Raw genomic sequence first — 16,247 nt, 5'->3', positions numbered from 1 at the left:
CTATCCTGGATTTTAAACAAAAAAAAGGCTCGTTAAACGAGCCTGTTACGAATAAAGTAACTCTTATTCGTCTGTCAAGCGAAAATACTTGGTGCCGAAATAACGTTGTAGTTTCTTCCTGATCGTACCACGGCTGATACCCAACATCTTAGCAGCCTGCAATTGATTGCCACGGCGTTTTTCCATAACAGCCTGAAGTAAAGGAGGCTCAACTTCTGACAATATCATGTCATAAAGATCATCAATTGATTTTGTTTTATTTTCGGCAAGAAAGCGAGTGACCAAACTGTACACTAAATCTTGTAAACCTTGTTCTTGTTTGGTGCTTTGAGTAGTCGCTTGTGTATCAATGACATTCATCTTAACTTCCTTATTATTAATTAAATCATACAGTCCAATAGCTTACACGTATTAATGAAAGCAAAATTAATTGTACATGAAGGTTAATTGATTATCTAGATTTTCTAGCGAAAACTCTGCATTTTATTAGGGCAATTCACTCGCTACAAGTTCAAACAGAGAGCAGTCGGATTTGTTTGAAGACAAAGATTCATTTAAGGCAGATAATTGGCTAATCATTTTAGCTGGCTGCTCCGTATCCTGATAAAAATCTGAAATATATCGAGATAATTCAATAGCGTTACAATCATATTGCAAAAACTCGGGAACCATCATTTTATTGACAAGAAGGTTGCATAAACCAAGAAATTTTACCTTAATCAAACGCATCGCCATGTGATAGGTTAAGAGGGACGACTTATAGATAATACACATGGGTTTTTGGAGGAGGGCACATTCAAGAGAGGCTGTTCCAGAGGCAACGATTACAAAATTGGCTGCGGACATACATTCAATAGCTCTTCCATGCGTAAAGGTCACTGGTAGCTTCACATCCTTGAAATAAGAAGTAATCTTATCTGCGTTAATAGTTCCTGCAATCGGAATAACAAAACGAATGTTCGGGTCATTTTGATGGATTCGAATCGCGGTGTCCCTAAGAACAGGCATGTGGCGTTCAATTTCATGGGTACGACTGCCAGGAAGTAAGGCAAAAATCGGTGCATCCAATGGTAATTGTAATGACATTCTGCTGGATAGTGTATCGGTTGTCTGCGACATTTTGTCAACAAGCGGATGCCCGACAAAACTGACCGGTACGCCTGCATGTTCGTAAATGGATTTTTCGAAAGGCAGAATCACCGCCATTCTATCAACACATTCCTTGATGGTATGAATACGATTTGCTTTCCATGCCCAAATTTGTGGACTGATGTAATAGAGTATTTTAAGCCCTAGTTTTTTTTTGGCATACTTGGCTAACCTTAGATTAAAACCTGGATAGTCGACCAATATGAGCAAATCGGGTTTTTGCGTTTCAAGATGCCGTTTAATGGCATTAAATGCTTTGCGGATAATATTTAAATAAGCAATGACCTCTGTTAATCCAGTAACGCCATATCGCGCCAGGTCGGAGACAAGCTCCGCTCCGGCTTCCTGCATGTGCCTGCCTCCAATTCCACTAATGCGAATATTCGGATGAGCAGTTTTTAACTGTTTTATAAGTTCTGAGGCGTGGATATCACCAGACTCTTCACCCGCAATAATGACAATATGCTTAGCTTTCTGCATAGCGTTCTGTTAGATTATTATGGATTAAAGCCGTTATATGTTCTGCTGTTTCAAGGGCATCCCGACCTTCTTCTCCAGTCACTAATGGCACACTGTCCTGTTCTATGCAGTGAATAAACGCTTTTATTTCTTCTAATAAAGCATCGCCTTTTTCGAACTCCTCTGAGACGCTGGTAATATCAGGAATTCCTGGATACATTTCGCCATTCCCTTTTTTAAAAACGGCGAATTGCTTTTTGTGATAATCAATAGAAATATAAGACTTGTGTTGAAAGATTCGCGTCTTTCGTTCTGTTTTGAAACTGATGCGGCTGGCTGTTACATTGGCTACGCAATGATTTTCAAAGGTAATTCTGGCGTTAGCAATATCAATTGCCTTGGTTAATATGGGTGTGCCCTGGGCAACAATAGAGGTAATTGGGCTTTTGACCATGTTTTGAATGATATCAATGTCATGGATCATTAAATCCAGGATGACGTTGACATCGGTTCCCCGTGGATTAAATGGTGCCAGACGTTCTGATTCAATAAACAAAGGGTTTTCCAGGTACGGGTCCACGGCAAGCCGGGCGGAATTAAAGCGTTCCAGATGCCCTACCTGTAATTTGGCATTATGAAGAGCAGCTATCTGGATTAATTCTTCTGCCTGAGCCACTGTTTCAGTGATTGGTTTTTCGATTAAAACATGTATGCCTTGCTCTAAAAACGCTTTTGCAATTTCGTAATGTTTGTTGGTAGTCGCCGCTATATTGACTGCGTCTACTTTGCCAAATAAATCACGGTAATCAAAAAATGGAGTGACATCAAGCTCCTGGGCTACTGCTTTACTTACTTCAGGGTTAACATCACAAACTCCAACCAATTCCGCATTAGGAATTAATTGATATTTTTGTGCATGAAATCTACCTAGATAGCCAACACCAATTACCGCGCATCGAATTTTACTCATTGTCTTTCATTTGCTAATTATTTGCACGCATGATCGCATTTCTTAGGTGATAAATCAATTTTATCCAGGTATTATCTTGCACCTTACTAGTAATTGGGAGTATGGCAATGGATTTTGATAGTAAATCATTAATTGCAGGAGTGGATGAAGTAGGGCGTGGTCCACTTGCCGGAGCAGTCATTACTGCGGCAGTCATTTTGAAAGAACCAATAGAAGGTTTGGCTGATTCAAAAAAATTGAGTGAAAAGAAACGCACAATGTTAGCTCGACACATTCAGGAGCAGGCTTTGGCTTTCGCTTATGGGCGTGCTGAAGTGGAGGAGATTGATGAGTTGAATATTCATTATGCCACCTTACTGGCGATGCAGCGCGCCATAGAAGCCTTACCGATTCAGCCTCAAGGAGTTCTGGTGGATGGTATACATATTCCAAACGTTTCTATGCCCTGTAAAGCGATTGTTCAGGGAGACAGTTTAATTCCTGCTATTAGCGCGGCCTCTATACTGGCAAAGGTTGCACGTGATGAGGAAATGAAAGCGCTTGATAAACTCTATCCGGGATACGGTTTTGCAGGACACAAAGGTTATCCGACTGTTGCGCACAGGGAGGCTTTGAGTCAGCTTGGTCCCTGTATTATTCACAGACGAAGCTACGCGCCAGTTGCCGCCTTACTTAATTCAGACTGTTAAAAAGAATCCGATGCGAGCTTATGGACATTAATATCCCGAAACTGGCTAAAAAGGTGACCATAGCGGTACCACCATAACTGACCAGGGGTAGGGGTATTCCTACCACCGGAATAATTCCCATTACCATGCCGATGTTCACAAAGCCTGATAAAAAGAAGGACATTGCCAGACTGGCGGCTAATAATCGGGTAAATGTAGTTTGGGCATTGCTGGCGATATTTAAACTTCTAAGTGAAATTAAAACAATAAGCGCAATAATTGCAAATCCTCCGGCAAAACCAAACTCTTCGCCACTGACTGCAAAGATAAAGTCTGTGGCATGCTCAGGTAAAAAGTTCAAATGCGATTGACTGCCTTCTAACCATCCTTTACCCATAAGTCCACCCGAACCAATAGCTATTTTGGATTGGATAATATGATAGCCTGCACCAAGTGGGTCTTGCTCGGGATCAAGGAGGGTATATACACGTTGTTTTTGATAGTCATGCATTACATGCCAGACAACAGGGACAGCTAACCCCATCAGTACGACAAGTAATAAAATTAATTTAAAGCGAATTCCCGCGAGAAAAACCACGCATAGGCCTGCAGACGCAACCATGATTGCTGTCCCCAAGTCGGGTTGTTTGGCAATTAATACTGCAGGAATAAAAATGATAATTGAAGCTACTGCAATTGATCGGAGACTACCGGGATGAGCCTGGCGGTCAAAATACCAAGCCGCCATCATGGGGACAGCAAGTTTCATTATCTCGGATGGTTGAAAGCGGAACAATCCTAACTCAAGCCATCTTTGAGCCCCTTTACCAATTTTACCCATTAACATTACAGCCAGAAGTAAACCTAAACCAGTGCCATAGATCCATGGAGTCCAGATTTTGTATTTGTGTGGCGGGATAAACCCGAGGACCAGCATAATCAGAGTGGCTATTACGAGTCGCATGGATTGACGAAAAATCATTCCCATATTCGCATTGGAGGCGCTGTACAGTATTAAAAGACCAAAGGTAATTAAAGTTAGCAACAAACCTAGCAATGGAAAGTCCATATGTAATGCTTTTGCTGTAAATCGGTATACGGGTTTTGAATGATGTCTGTTCATGGATTCACTTTAATTGGATGTATTTGATAATAAGCGTCCAGGACTTTGCGAGCTACTGTTGATGCAATGACATCATTTTCTACGACCACTGCTATAGCTATATCCGGCTTATCCACGGGGGTAAACGCTATAAACAACGAGTTATCGCGGAGTGCTTCCGGGATGTCTTCGTATTTTGCTTTTTCATATTGTCTTCCGCTAAATACTTGTGCAGTTCCTGTTTTTCCGGCAACGGGGTAGGGTGGATTGCGGCCAAATCGATAACCGGTTCCTTCGTTGCTCGTAAGCACATTATGCATTGCATCAGCGACTATATCCCAATTGGACTCATCTCTCAGATAGACAGGGTACTCTTCAACTGGTTTGTATTCTTCAATTTCGCCGTTATCACTGTTGACTGTTTTAGTGAGTAAATGGGGTCTGAATCTTTGTCCGTGTTGGCTTAAAGACGCTGTAGCATTAGCCATCTGCAAAGGGGTTGCTAACATGAACCCCTGACCTATTGCAGAGATTAAAGTATCACCGGGGTACCAGGAAACTCCCTTCGTTTGTTTTTTCCAGCGAGCACTGGGAATGATGCCATTGGCTTCTTCGTGAAGATCAACATGAGTCAATTGGCCTAAGCCAAATTTTACCAGCATGTCTTCTATATTGGCTATTCCCATTTTATGCCCGAGCTGATAAAAATAGGTATCACAGGAGACAGTAATAGCGCGCTTAAAATTAATGACACCATGCCCTGTTTTTTTCCAATCTCGATAGACATGACTGGCTGTTGGGAGCTTGAATTTACCTGGATCCCATATTTCAGTAGCAGTAGTTACAAAACCTTTATCCAATCCTGCCAGCCCCACAAATGGCTTAATTGTTGAAGCCGGGGGATACACACCGCGCACAGCCCTGTTAAAAAGCGGTCTTTGCAAGGCATTGGATAAAATTTTATAATCCTTGGTGCTTACGCCTCCCACAAAAATATTGGGATCAAAACTGGGGGAACTGACCATGGCCAATACTTCACCATTGTGTGAGTTAATAACGACTACTGCACCTCGTTTGTCTTTGAGTGCGTTATAAGCTGCTTCTTGCAATCGTACATCAAGGCTGAGGTAGAGTTTGGCCCCTGAATGCGGATTAACTTTATTGATGACTCGCAACGTACGTCCACTGACATCCGTTTCTGTCATTTGATAGCCTACTTTTCCATGAAGAATATCTTCATAGTATTTTTCTATCCCGGCCTTGCCGATAAAGTTGGTCGCGCGATAGTTGGTAGGATCTACTTTTTTTAATTCGTCGATGTTGATTCTGCCTACATAACCTAAGGCGTGTGCTGTCATTTCACCTAGCGGATAATGACGCATTAATCGAGCCTTGATGCTCACTCCTTTAAAGTGATATTGATTAATGGCAAAAACAGCGACTTCTTCCTGGCTTAACTTAAGTTTGATTGGAATAGGTACGAAGGAGCGGTTTTGTGACCGAGCACGATTGAATGCTTCTATATCATCATCAGAAATAGAAGGAATTAACTCGCGGAGTTTTGCCAACGTTTTTTTCATGTCTTTAACATGTTCCGGAATTATTTCGAGTACATAAACAGGAACATTTTCCGCAAGTAAGACTCCATTACGGTCAAGAATTACGCCTCTGGGAGGTGCGATAGGAATAATGCTCATTTGATTTTTTAAAGACAGTGTCTGATAACGTTTGAATTCCGAGATTTGCAGATAGGCTAATCTTAGAATCAATATTAAAGACAAAATAATTAACATGGCTACTAATAAATTAAGCCGGAAACGCTGATTTTGTGATTCTGCTCGATAATTTTTGAACGACTGATTCAGAGGCATCGCACACAGTAAAGTTTAGGGTACAATTCAAAATGGTGATAGTAACTTAAAATGGAATTATTTACCAACAAATATACGCGTCTCCCACGGCTGTCCCATTAAAAATATGACGTCTTTCCGAGCGTAGCGAGGAATCTCCTGTCTCCTGCCTGGACAGTGGTTACTGCTCTGGGTGATGAGCCTGCTGGAACACAAGTTTGCTTTGTTTTTACTTATGATAAGGATGGTTGTTGATGATGGTCCAGGCTCTATATAAGGTTTCAAGCAGAATAATTCGAACCAATGGATGCGGAAGGGTCAATTTGGATAAAGACCAACGTTCATCACTAAGCTGACGAATTTCATTGGACAGTCCTTCAGGCCCGCCAATAATAAAACAAAAGTGACTTGATATTTGTTGTAATTGAGTAATCTTTATGGCTAATTCTTCACTACTGAAGGTTTTTCCTTCAATATCAAGAGCAATAATTCGTGCTCCATTAGGTATTGCTTCCCGGATCATGGCAGACTCTTTCTCCATGATTCGGGACAGATCAGATGATTTGCTCCGAGTCATCAGAGGGATTTCAGTCACTTTTAACTGAATACCCTCTTTGAATCGTTTGATGTACTCATTAGAGCCTTTAATTACCCAGTCAGGCATTTTATTGCCTAAGGTGATGATCGTAATTTTAAGCATAGGGTGTTCAGGAAGCTGGTTGTTCTTCCCACAATCCTTCGAGATTATAAAACTGTCTGCTTTCAGGTTGCATGACATGAAGAATGAAATCTCCAAAATCGATCAAAGCCCAATCGCCACTTTCAATTCCAGTAGAACTGAGTGGTGGTAGTCCAGACAGCTTCATGTCTTCCATTACTTTTTGGGCTATGGCTTTTACATGGCGTGAGGCACGACCAGAAGCAATAATCATATAGTCAGTAATGGTAGTTTGTTTATGAACATCAATCACCTTGACATCAATTGCCTGGATGTCTTCTAGTGATTTTAATAAGGTATTTAACATAAGGTTCTGAGCAGACATAGGTGTGTTAATCTTCCATCAAAAAGCGCTAAATGATATCAGTAAATGGAGCATATAAAAAGGGTTATACGTCATTATTCTGATACCTGAATATGTGTTAATAAAAATTTGATAACTGCAAATATAACCAGACATCCCAGCGTTGCCATAAACAAGATGCTTAATTGTTGAATAAAAGCAGCGGAGTAGAGCGATTTCAACACAGCGATGTTCGTTTCTCCTGGAGGAATGGCCGTTAAGGAAGCCAGTTTGCCAGATAAAAACCCACCTATCCCGAGAGACACAAAAAATATGCCTATCATGGTGCTCACTTTGTTTTTGTCCGCAAGAACAGTAATGGCTGATAAACCAACTGGAGAAAGGAACAGCTCGGCCAAAGAGATCATTAAATAGGCCGGAACAATAAGTATTGGCGACAGGAGTAATTCTTTAGCGCCAAAGGTACTTACTATGGCAATAATGGAATAGGCTAATGTCATAAAGATCATGGCCAATACGAATTTTTTTCCTGTACTTAATCCACGTTCAATCAGATTAAGGTGATGATGTTTTTTAGCTAAAAAATAGCCAATAATAAGCATTCCAATGCTTTGTATGGTGATGTAATAAGGTGGAGGTACTTGAATCCCACAAAAGGTAGGTTGTACTACTCGAGATATGAACAGGGTCAATGACATAAACATTTGGAAGTAAAAAGCCCAAAACATCACTGATATGATACATAACAATCCAATGACCAATGTTTGACGTGCTTGATCCGAATCTTCTCGATTTACTGAATACAAAATGTATATGGCCGAAAATAATACCACTAAACCGAACATCAGATTAGCCAGTTTGGGATAATTCAGAATATAAAAAGATAATGCCCATAATCCCACCATCAGTATGAGCGCACGTGCGATATTTTTGTATTCAAATACAAAGGGATTATAGTCATTGATTTTATATTGATGAACGCCATACAGAAATACCATGAACGCTATAATCATTCCTATTGCAGCACTGATAAAGGAGCCTGACCAGCCAAACAGTTCAGTTAAGTGGCTGGGCAACGTAGTGCCCAAGATAATACCCGTTGTTATTCCCATATAAAAAATAGTGAAACCACTTTCCCTTTTTGGTGAACCAACGGGGTATTCATTGCCTAGAAGAGAAGAAATATTCGGTTTCAATAAACCGGTTCCTACCGCAATACCAGCTAAGGAGGTGGTCAGTGCAAGATTATTATCCAGAATTGATAAAAGACAATAACTCAAAAATAAAACGAAGGCCCCTAGCAATGTCGCTCGTTTTTGTCCAATCAGTTTGTCAGCAATCCATCCACCGACTAAAGGCGAGAGGTACGTTAGAGCAGTAAAGGAACCAACCAAAGCATAAATTTGTTTATCATTCCATTTAAAATGAAAGGCCAGATACAGGGCTAATAATGATTGCACTACGTAAAAGCCATATCGTTCCCACATTTCTGTTGCAAAAAATATTCGTAATGACTTTGGATGTTTATCTATTTGATTTAACACGGTTCACACTTTATTGGTTTTAATTGAGGTAAAGTATAACATAGTGCAAAACACACTGACTACTGAATGTTCATTGGGCTGGTTTTTGTAACAGTATCTATAAATAGTAATAAACTCATTAAATTAACGGAATACTGCATTCACGCAGAAAGTTGTCTCGTGTATGATGTTTCTAATTTTTAGCAATGGAGAGTTCTTGATGAATAATAACAAGAATAAACGAGTAATTACTGCGAATAAAGGCACGGAAAAACAAGCCAAGAGTTGGTTGACTGAGGCTGCTTTACGAATGCTGTGCAATAATCTGGATCCTGATGTCGCAGAAGATCCTGATTCTTTAATTGTCTATGGCGGGCTTGGGAAAGCAGCCAGGAACTGGACATGCTTTGATAAAATCGTCGAGGTATTAAAGGTCCTGGATGATGATCAGACTTTGTTAATTCAATCAGGGAAACCCGTTGGTGTTTTTACGACCCATGAAGATGCACCAAGAGTCCTTATTGCCAATTCAAATTTAGTTCCTCGCTGGGCTAATTGGGAATATTTTAATGAGTTGGATAAAAAGGGCTTAATGATGTACGGTCAAATGACCGCCGGAAGCTGGATTTATATTGGTTCACAAGGAATAGTTCAAGGGACGTTTGAAACCTTTATTGCTGCTGCAAAAAAACATTATAACGGAGATTTATCAGGGCGCTGGATTTTAACTGGTGGTTTAGGGGGTATGGGGGGAGCCCAAACCTTAGCGGGCACTATGGCTGGAGCCAGTGTTCTCGCTGTTGAGTGTGATTTAAGTCGTATAGAAAAACGCATTAAAACGAAGTATCTTGATAAATATACCGATAATCTTGATGAAGCTCTGGCATGGATTAATGAATCATGCCAAAAAAGACAACCATTATCTGTTGCTGTTCTGGGAAATGCTGCGGAAATCTATCCTCAATTGATTCAACGTGGTGCTCAACCATCCCTGGTTACTGATCAAACCAGCGCCCATGATCCCCTAAATGGATATCTTCCTGCAGGTTGGACTGTGGAGCAGGCTATTAACATGAGAAAAACTGATCCTGCCAAAGTTGTTGAAGCGGCTAAAAAATCAATGGCAATTCAAGTTCATGCCATGCTTCAATTTCAAAAGCAGGGAATTCCTGTTTTTGATTATGGAAATAACATCCGTCAAATGGCACTGGAAGCAGGGGAAGATCAGGCGTTTTCATTTGAAGGATTTGTTCCTGCCTACATCAGACCCTTATTTTGTGAGGGAATTGGACCGTTCCGATGGGTTGCTTTATCAGGAGATCCTGAGGATATTTATGCAACCGATCGCATGGTTAAAAAACTGATTCCGCACGATAAGCACCTACATCATTGGCTGGATATGGCCAAGGAGCGAATCGCTTTTCAGGGGCTTCCCGCACGAATTTGCTGGGTTGGACTCAAAGATCGCGCTCGTTTGGCTTTAGCCTTTAATGAAATGGTTAAAAATAAAGAAGTGAAAGCGCCAATTGTAATTGGCAGGGATCATCTGGATTCCGGGTCAGTTGCCAGTCCTAATAGAGAAACTGAGGGAATGTTGGATGGAAGTGATGCAGTATCAGACTGGCCGCTCCTCAATGCATTGTTAAATTGTGCCAGTGGTGCTACCTGGGTCAGCATCCATCATGGTGGTGGAGTTGGCATGGGGTTTTCCCAACACGCAGGGGTAGTTATTGTCGCGGATGGTACTGCAAAGGCAGCACAGCGATTGGCCAGAGTCTTACATAACGATCCGGCAACAGGGGTTATGAGGCATGCTGATGCGGGATATGAACTCGCAAAACAGTGTGCAAAAGAAAATTCATTATGGTTGCCAATGGAATCTCAAGAGGAGCGAGTAAATGTCTGAAGGGTTTATCTTACAACCAGGGAAATTGACCCTGAAGTCTATTAAATATGCTATTTCTAATGGGTTGCTTTGTTCCTTGTCGGATACCGCATTGGGTTTAATCGATGCGTCGCATCAGGCAGTCAAAAATGTTGTTAAAGAGAAAAGAACAGTTTATGGAATTAATACGGGTTTCGGATCTTTGGCGAATCAGACTATTTCTAACGACCATTTAAAACAGTTGCAACGAAATATTGTCCTATCCCATGCCTGTGGAACAGGTGAACTGCTTCCAGATAATGTGGTTGCATTGATCTTGCTGCTTAAAATTAATAATTTGGCCCAAGGCTATTCAGGAGTACGGATTGAAGTTGTTGAAGCATTGGTGCAACTTTATAATCATAAAGTGTATCCATGTATTCCGGCAAAGGGTTCTGTTGGTGCCTCTGGGGATTTAGTTCCTTTGGCGCATATGTCTTTACCTTTGCTTGGCGAAGGCTTTGTACGGTACAAAGGTAAGAAAATCAGTGCTGTTGAAGGATTAAAAATTGCTGGATTAACTCCTGTTGTATTGGAAGCTAAAGAAGGGTTGGCTCTGCTTAATGGCTTACAGGTGTCTACCGCTCTGGCGTTAATGGCATTATTTACCTGTGAAACCCTTTTTGAAACCGCTGTAGTTGCGGGAGCCTTGTCTGTAGATGCTGCCAATGGAAGTGATGTTCCTTTTGATGACAGAATTCATCAGGCTCGTGGTCATCAAGCGCAATCGCAAGTGGCTTCGATGTATCGCAGTTTATTATCTGGAAGTGAGATACGGGAAGCACATCGACTCTGTAATCGAGTACAGGATCCTTATTCACTTCGCTGTCAGCCTCAGATTATGGGAGCAGTGCTTCATCAATTGCAGTTTGTAGGTTCTACGCTTCAGGTTGAAGCGAATGCTGTTTCAGATAATCCATTAGTTTTTGCTCAGGATGGCGACATATTATCAGGAGGAAATTTTCATGGTGAAATTATTGCCATGGCTGCAGATAATCTGGCTTTGGCTATTGCTGAAATGGGTGCAAATTCCGAAAGGCGGATTGCGTTGCTGATTGATAAGAATTTTAGTGGTTTACCGGCGTTTTTGGTCAAAGAAAGTGGGTTGAATTCTGGTTTTATGATAGCCCATGTTACCGCAGCATCCTGCGCAAGCGATAATAAAGCTCTGGCTCATCCTCATTCAGTAGACAGCATCCCAACATCTGCAAATCAGGAAGATCATGTCTCTATGGCTACCAGTGCCGCTCGTCGCTTGTATGAAATGAACGATAATACAGCAACCATCCTTGCTATTGAGTTGCTTGCTGCATGTCAGGGACTGGAATTTCATAAGCCATTAAAAACATCTCCTCAGTTGTACAAAATATATCGAAAAATAAGAGACGATATAGCTCCTTACGATAAAGACCGATATTTTGCGCCCGACATTGCGAAAATAAAACAGAGGATACTTGCTGAAGATTTTACTTTACCTAATTTGAATGTTGAAACTATTGGATAAGGCCCGATAATATGGACTTAAATTCTCAATTCAAAGCGTTGGAGGATGAGCACCAATTAAATCCTTATCCTTCTGCGCAGGATAGAAAAAAAAATTTGGTGGCCATCAAAAAGGCGTTACAGAGTGAAGCCTATGCTATTGCTGAAGCAATAAACAAAGACTTTACTCATAGGGCCGTGGAGGAAACCTTATTTCTGGAAATTTTCCCTACAATCAATGCCATTAATTATTGCTTAAAAAAAATGAAGCGTTGGATGAAAAAGCGCCGAAGAGAGGTGTCCTGGCTTTTGTTTCCCGCTTCTGCTTATACAGTGCCTCAACCCTTAGGCGTTATAGGTAATCTGGTACCCTGGAATTACCCGCTCTATCTTTCAATAGTCCCAGCAGTTTATGCTTTGGCTGCGGGTAATCGAGTCATGATTAAAATGTCTGAGCTGTCCAATCATACGGGATTAGTACTTCAATCGATTGTTCGCTCAGCAGGCTTGGATCACTACGTACAGATTGTTACGGGTGATGTTGAGGTTTCCAAACAATTTTCAACTTTACCCTTTGGGCATTTAATGTTTACTGGATCGACCGCGGTTGGAAAGTTGGTTATGAAATCCGCAAGTGACCATCTGACACCGATAACACTGGAGCTAGGCGGTAAATCTCCTGCTCTCTTGTCTTCCACAATGAATAAAAAATACTTTAATCGATTGTTCATGGGGAAATTGTTTAATTCAGCTCAAACCTGTATTGCTCCTGATTATCTGTTAGTACCGGAGGGTTGGGAAGGGATTGTTGAAGAAGAGTTCAATAAATTCATTCAAAAGCATTACCCTGATTTGATGAATAATGACAATTATTCCAATATTATTAATGACAACCATAAGTTACGCTTATTGGATTTAGTTAAAGATGCTCGAGCAAAAGGTGCTCGAGTTGTCGAGTTTGGTGAGTTAAAAGACAGTTCCAATAAACTTCCAGTATTTTTGATATTTGATGTCACTTCCGATATGAAGATCATGCAGGAGGAAATTTTTGGTCCTATTTTGCCGGTGCTTGGTTATAAAACGTTTAGGGATGCAATAGCCGTTATTAACACGTTACCCAATCCCTTAGCGCTTTATTACTTTGGGGAAGACACTCTTGAGAAGAAGATGGTTCAAACCAGAACGTTGTCTGGTGCTTTAACGATTAATGATACGCTAATGCATATAGCCGTTGACGATTTACCCTTTGGCGGTGTGGGTTCTAGTGGAATGGGGCAATATCATGGGCAAGAGGGTTTTGATGCCTTTTCCAAATTAAAGCCCATATTGGTAAAAGGATCTTTTTCGCCAGGAGTTTTTTTGTACCCACCCTATGGAGCATTGATGCGTTTCTTTTTGGCCTATATTGCTGGAATCAAAATAAGGAAGAGTTCATGAGCAAAGTAATTTTTATTACCGGCGGCAGTAGAGGAATAGGTCGAGCAATTGCTTTAAAATGCGCTGCTGAAAAAGCATGTGTTGTCATCGCTGCTAAAACAGCGGAACCACATCCTAAACTTGAAGGGACTATTTATACTGTTGCAAAAGAAATAGAAGAACTAGGTGGACAAGCATTACCTCTAATGGTTGATGTGCGTGATGAATCTCAGATTCAACAAGCGATGAATAAAACCATAGAAACTTTTGGCAGGCTGGATGTATTGATTAATAATGCGAGTGCGATCAGTTTAAGCGATACACTCAATACTCCGATGAAGCGTTATGACTTAATGCAGGAGGTCAATACCAGAGCAACTTTTGCATGCTCTCAGGCAGCTATACCTCATTTGTTAAAAAGTCCTAACCCTCATATTTTAACCTTATCTCCTCCGCTGAATATGGACAGAAAATGGTTTGCATCACATTTGGCATATACTCTTAGCAAATACGGTATGAGCATGTGCACCATGGGCTTGTCTGAGGAGTTCAGAGAGGTGGGAATTGCAGTCAATTCTCTATGGCCAAGAACAACTATTGCTACAGATGCCATAAGAGTTCATTTTCCCAAGGAAATCTATCTGGCCAGCCGTAAACCCGAGATTATGGCGGATGCAGCTTATTGGATTATGAATCAACCCTCGAAATCTCTAACTGGAAATTTATTTATTGATGAAGATGTTTTAAAACGTGCTGGTGTAACTGATTTTTCTTGTTATGCTATGCAACCTGACTTGGAACTTTGTACTGATTTATTCTTATGATCGTTGAAATATATACAGATGGTGCTTGTAAAGGAAATCCTGGCCCTGGCGGATGGGGTGTATTACTCCGATATCAGGGGGTTGAACGTACGCTCCACGGTGGGGAAGCTCACACCACAAATAATCGCATGGAGCTAATGGCGGCGATTAAAGGACTGGAATCATTAAAACGTCCTTGTGAAGTCGATTTATATACTGACTCTAAATACGTCCAGCAGGGCATGAAGGAATGGTTAGCGTCCTGGAAAAAAAATGGCTGGCGTAATTCAAAAAAAGAACCCGTAAAAAATGCCGATCTCTGGATGTCGTTAGACAAACTCGCTTCCACTCATAAAGTAAACTGGCATTGGGTTAAGGGGCATTCAGGTCATTTGGAAAATGATTTGGTTGATGCCTTAGCGAACCAGGGAATCACTGAATTAACCTGATAGGGTGGATTGATGAGGCAAATAATATTAGATACAGAAACAACCGGTATAGGGCCTGAACAAGGACATCGAGTTATTGAAATTGGCTGTGTTGAATTAATTGATCGTAAACTAACTGGTAGGCACTATCACGTTTATCTGAATCCTGAGCGAGAAGTGGATGAAGGCGCTTTTCGTGTGCATGGCATCAGCAATGAGTTTTTACAGGATAAGCCCCTGTTTAAAGATGTAGTTTCCGAGTTTCTTCAATTTGTAGGTGGTGCTGAATTAGTGATACACAACGCACCCTTTGATGTTGGATTCCTCAATTCTGAATTGAAACACATCCATTGGAAGAAAAAATTAGAAGAATATTGCGATATTTTTGATACTTTGGAGTTGGCGAGAGAGAAGCATCCGGGGCAGCGTAATAGCCTTGATGCGCTTTGCAAACGGTACAGTATTGATAACTCTAATCGGCAGTTACACGGAGCATTGTTGGACGCCGAAATCCTGGCGTTTGTATATCTGGCCATGACGGGTGGTCAGACCAGTTTATTTTCAGAGTCAGAAACGGTGACCAGTAACTTAAACAATAATGTAAATGAACTCACTGCATTATGTTTGACGAATCCCATTGTGGTCGTTGCTAGTGATGAAGAGCTTTCGGCACATCATGACTTTGTGAATTTTTTGGCAAAGAAGTCAGGTGTGAATCATTGGAGTGATGAAACGTAATATTAAACGCTAAACAAGCGTTATTCCTTGTAGATGTCCGATATATAAATTAAAACGGATTATTTTGGGCTAGAAGCCAACCAGCATTTAATAATTAGTGCGGGCTGGCTGCATGTTGAATTTTCCTTTTAATTTTTAGGAACCAAATATTTTTCGGCGAAATCTTTACCGATACATTCACCCAATGATCTACCCCAAACCGCAGCGCTTTCACTGTTAATTTTATCTGGCATGCTGCCATAAAGTTCATTTTGGCATTTATTAGTGCTTTCGGGTATTAGTGTGACGCATTGCTCATAAGTCATTTTGATTTCATCAAATCGTTTTTTCAAATCAGCATCCTGGATAAAACCTTTACAGATAAGATCCGGTAGTAAAGGAGCCATTGAGCTTAGCCAGCTGTCTTTTGGCATCTCATTAGGACTGGGAGTATCCTCCGCATTGGATACAAAGGGAATTAATGCACTGCTTAAGGCTATGGTTGTTGCGAGAAGCAATTTCCTTGTCATGATGAATTATCCTTTTTTGGGGTCTCAAATATATATTAGGACAAAATATTCTAATTTGCCTGTAAAAACAGCAATATGAGTTGAATTAATTAGACAGCCTCATCACTTCTGGATTTATTAGGGGCTGTTGACATTTCATTATATTCAAGCTTACTTTCCGCGACTTGTTCGCGGAATCGATAGATTTTGCGCAAAACAAGAATA

General features: G+C 40.9%; 16 protein-coding genes. 7 read left to right on the top strand and 9 right to left on the bottom strand.

The annotated features are described in order from the left end of the window. Positions 1–63: 63 nt before the first annotated feature. The 3 genes from ELY21_RS03895 to ELY21_RS03885 form a co-directional block, all read right to left on the bottom strand. Positions 64–360 (bottom strand): helix-turn-helix domain-containing protein, encoded by a 297-nt coding sequence (locus ELY21_RS03895; protein ID WP_018576869.1) that lies wholly within the window; start codon positions 358–360, stop codon positions 64–66. A gap of 126 nt (positions 361–486) precedes the next feature. Further along, positions 487–1,629, bottom strand: coding sequence for a lipid-A-disaccharide synthase (gene lpxB, locus ELY21_RS03890; RefSeq protein WP_127107067.1), 1,143 nt, complete (start codon positions 1,627–1,629; stop codon positions 487–489). Then, complete coding sequence (locus ELY21_RS03885) at positions 1,616–2,578, bottom strand: Gfo/Idh/MocA family protein (protein WP_127107065.1); 963 nt, start codon at positions 2,576–2,578, stop codon at positions 1,616–1,618. Before ELY21_RS03885 ends, lpxB begins: the two co-directional genes overlap by 14 nt. A 107-nt stretch (positions 2,579–2,685) precedes the next feature. On the opposite strand from ELY21_RS03885, the gene rnhB reads away from it, so the two are divergent. Beyond that, on the top strand, positions 2,686–3,267 hold the full coding sequence (gene rnhB, locus ELY21_RS03880; protein WP_127107063.1) for a ribonuclease HII: 582 nt from the start codon (positions 2,686–2,688) through the stop codon (positions 3,265–3,267). Here the strand turns inward: rnhB and rodA are convergent. The 5 genes from rodA to ELY21_RS03855 form a co-directional block, all read right to left on the bottom strand. Beyond that, on the bottom strand, positions 3,251–4,369 hold the full coding sequence (gene rodA / locus ELY21_RS03875) for a rod shape-determining protein RodA (RefSeq protein ID WP_028384482.1): 1,119 nt from the start codon (positions 4,367–4,369) through the stop codon (positions 3,251–3,253). The genes rnhB and rodA overlap by 17 nt on opposite strands. Continuing rightward, the gene (gene mrdA / locus ELY21_RS03870; protein WP_127107061.1) at positions 4,366–6,219 is read right to left on the bottom strand and encodes a penicillin-binding protein 2; all 1,854 of its coding nucleotides are present in this window, start codon (positions 6,217–6,219) and stop codon (positions 4,366–4,368) included. The genes rodA and mrdA overlap by 4 nt, the downstream gene beginning before the upstream one ends. 208 nt (positions 6,220–6,427) lie before the next feature. Continuing rightward, positions 6,428–6,898: a 23S rRNA (pseudouridine(1915)-N(3))-methyltransferase RlmH gene (gene rlmH, locus ELY21_RS03865; protein ID WP_127107059.1), complete on the bottom strand. Its 471-nt coding sequence runs from the start codon at positions 6,896–6,898 to the stop codon at positions 6,428–6,430. Positions 6,899–6,905: 7 nt separating this feature from the next. Then, on the bottom strand, positions 6,906–7,241 hold the full coding sequence (gene rsfS / locus ELY21_RS03860) for a ribosome silencing factor (RefSeq protein ID WP_127107057.1): 336 nt from the start codon (positions 7,239–7,241) through the stop codon (positions 6,906–6,908). 74 nt (positions 7,242–7,315) lie between these two features. Then, complete coding sequence (locus tag ELY21_RS03855) at positions 7,316–8,752, bottom strand: peptide MFS transporter (RefSeq protein WP_127107159.1); 1,437 nt, start codon at positions 8,750–8,752, stop codon at positions 7,316–7,318. 211 nt (positions 8,753–8,963) lie between these two features. On the opposite strand from ELY21_RS03855, the gene hutU reads away from it, so the two are divergent. Genes hutU through dnaQ form a run of 6 tightly spaced genes read left to right on the top strand, consistent with a single transcriptional unit; the run spans position 8,964 to position 15,534 of the window. Then, positions 8,964–10,649: a urocanate hydratase gene (gene hutU, locus ELY21_RS03850; RefSeq protein ID WP_199741631.1), complete on the top strand. Its 1,686-nt coding sequence runs from the start codon at positions 8,964–8,966 to the stop codon at positions 10,647–10,649. Continuing rightward, positions 10,642–12,171 (top strand): histidine ammonia-lyase, encoded by a 1,530-nt coding sequence (hutH, locus tag ELY21_RS03845; RefSeq protein WP_127107052.1) that lies wholly within the window; start codon positions 10,642–10,644, stop codon positions 12,169–12,171. The genes hutU and hutH overlap by 8 nt, the downstream gene beginning before the upstream one ends. Positions 12,172–12,182: 11 nt before the next feature. Further along, the gene (locus tag ELY21_RS03840; protein WP_127107050.1) at positions 12,183–13,586 is read left to right on the top strand and encodes a coniferyl aldehyde dehydrogenase; all 1,404 of its coding nucleotides are present in this window, start codon (positions 12,183–12,185) and stop codon (positions 13,584–13,586) included. Next, positions 13,583–14,389: an NAD(P)-dependent oxidoreductase gene (locus tag ELY21_RS03835; RefSeq protein WP_127107048.1), complete on the top strand. Its 807-nt coding sequence runs from the start codon at positions 13,583–13,585 to the stop codon at positions 14,387–14,389. Before ELY21_RS03840 ends, ELY21_RS03835 begins: the two co-directional genes overlap by 4 nt. Then, entirely contained in the window at positions 14,386–14,817 is a 432-nt protein-coding gene (gene rnhA / locus ELY21_RS03830) for a ribonuclease HI (protein WP_028384491.1), read from the top strand. Before ELY21_RS03835 ends, rnhA begins: the two co-directional genes overlap by 4 nt. 12 nt (positions 14,818–14,829) lie before the next feature. Continuing rightward, positions 14,830–15,534, top strand: a complete 705-nt coding sequence (gene dnaQ, locus ELY21_RS03825; protein WP_127107046.1) for a DNA polymerase III subunit epsilon — start codon at positions 14,830–14,832, stop codon at positions 15,532–15,534. Positions 15,535–15,662: 128 nt separating this feature from the next. Here dnaQ and ELY21_RS03820 read toward each other — a convergent pair whose 3' ends face one another. Further along, on the bottom strand, positions 15,663–16,043 hold the full coding sequence (locus ELY21_RS03820; protein WP_127107044.1) for a hypothetical protein: 381 nt from the start codon (positions 16,041–16,043) through the stop codon (positions 15,663–15,665). Positions 16,044–16,247 lie beyond the last annotated feature (204 nt).

It is taken from the genome of Legionella sp. km535 (genome assembly GCF_003990085.1).
GTDB classification, from domain to species: Bacteria; Pseudomonadota; Gammaproteobacteria; order Legionellales; family Legionellaceae; genus Legionella; species Legionella moravica.
This window is presented reverse-complemented; position numbering and strand designations above follow the sequence as displayed.

Coding starts and splice junctions, on each gene's coding strand:
- ELY21_RS03895 (WP_018576869.1), bottom strand. CDS start 360: ATGAATGTCATTGATACACAAGCGACTACTCAAAGCACCAAACAAGAA.
- lpxB (WP_127107067.1), bottom strand. CDS start 1,629: ATGCAGAAAGCTAAGCATATTGTCATTATTGCGGGTGAAGAGTCTGGT.
- ELY21_RS03885 (WP_127107065.1), bottom strand. CDS start 2,578: ATGAGTAAAATTCGATGCGCGGTAATTGGTGTTGGCTATCTAGGTAGA.
- rnhB (WP_127107063.1), top strand. CDS start 2,686: ATGGATTTTGATAGTAAATCATTAATTGCAGGAGTGGATGAAGTAGGG.
- rodA (WP_028384482.1), bottom strand. CDS start 4,369: ATGAACAGACATCATTCAAAACCCGTATACCGATTTACAGCAAAAGCA.
- mrdA (WP_127107061.1), bottom strand. CDS start 6,219: ATGCCTCTGAATCAGTCGTTCAAAAATTATCGAGCAGAATCACAAAAT.
- rlmH (WP_127107059.1), bottom strand. CDS start 6,898: ATGCTTAAAATTACGATCATCACCTTAGGCAATAAAATGCCTGACTGG.
- rsfS (WP_127107057.1), bottom strand. CDS start 7,241: ATGTCTGCTCAGAACCTTATGTTAAATACCTTATTAAAATCACTAGAA.
- hutU (WP_199741631.1), top strand. CDS start 8,964: ATGAATAATAACAAGAATAAACGAGTAATTACTGCGAATAAAGGCACG.
- hutH (WP_127107052.1), top strand. CDS start 10,642: ATGTCTGAAGGGTTTATCTTACAACCAGGGAAATTGACCCTGAAGTCT.
- ELY21_RS03840 (WP_127107050.1), top strand. CDS start 12,183: ATGGACTTAAATTCTCAATTCAAAGCGTTGGAGGATGAGCACCAATTA.
- ELY21_RS03835 (WP_127107048.1), top strand. CDS start 13,583: ATGAGCAAAGTAATTTTTATTACCGGCGGCAGTAGAGGAATAGGTCGA.
- rnhA (WP_028384491.1), top strand. CDS start 14,386: ATGATCGTTGAAATATATACAGATGGTGCTTGTAAAGGAAATCCTGGC.
- dnaQ (WP_127107046.1), top strand. CDS start 14,830: ATGAGGCAAATAATATTAGATACAGAAACAACCGGTATAGGGCCTGAA.
- ELY21_RS03820 (WP_127107044.1), bottom strand. CDS start 16,043: ATGACAAGGAAATTGCTTCTCGCAACAACCATAGCCTTAAGCAGTGCA.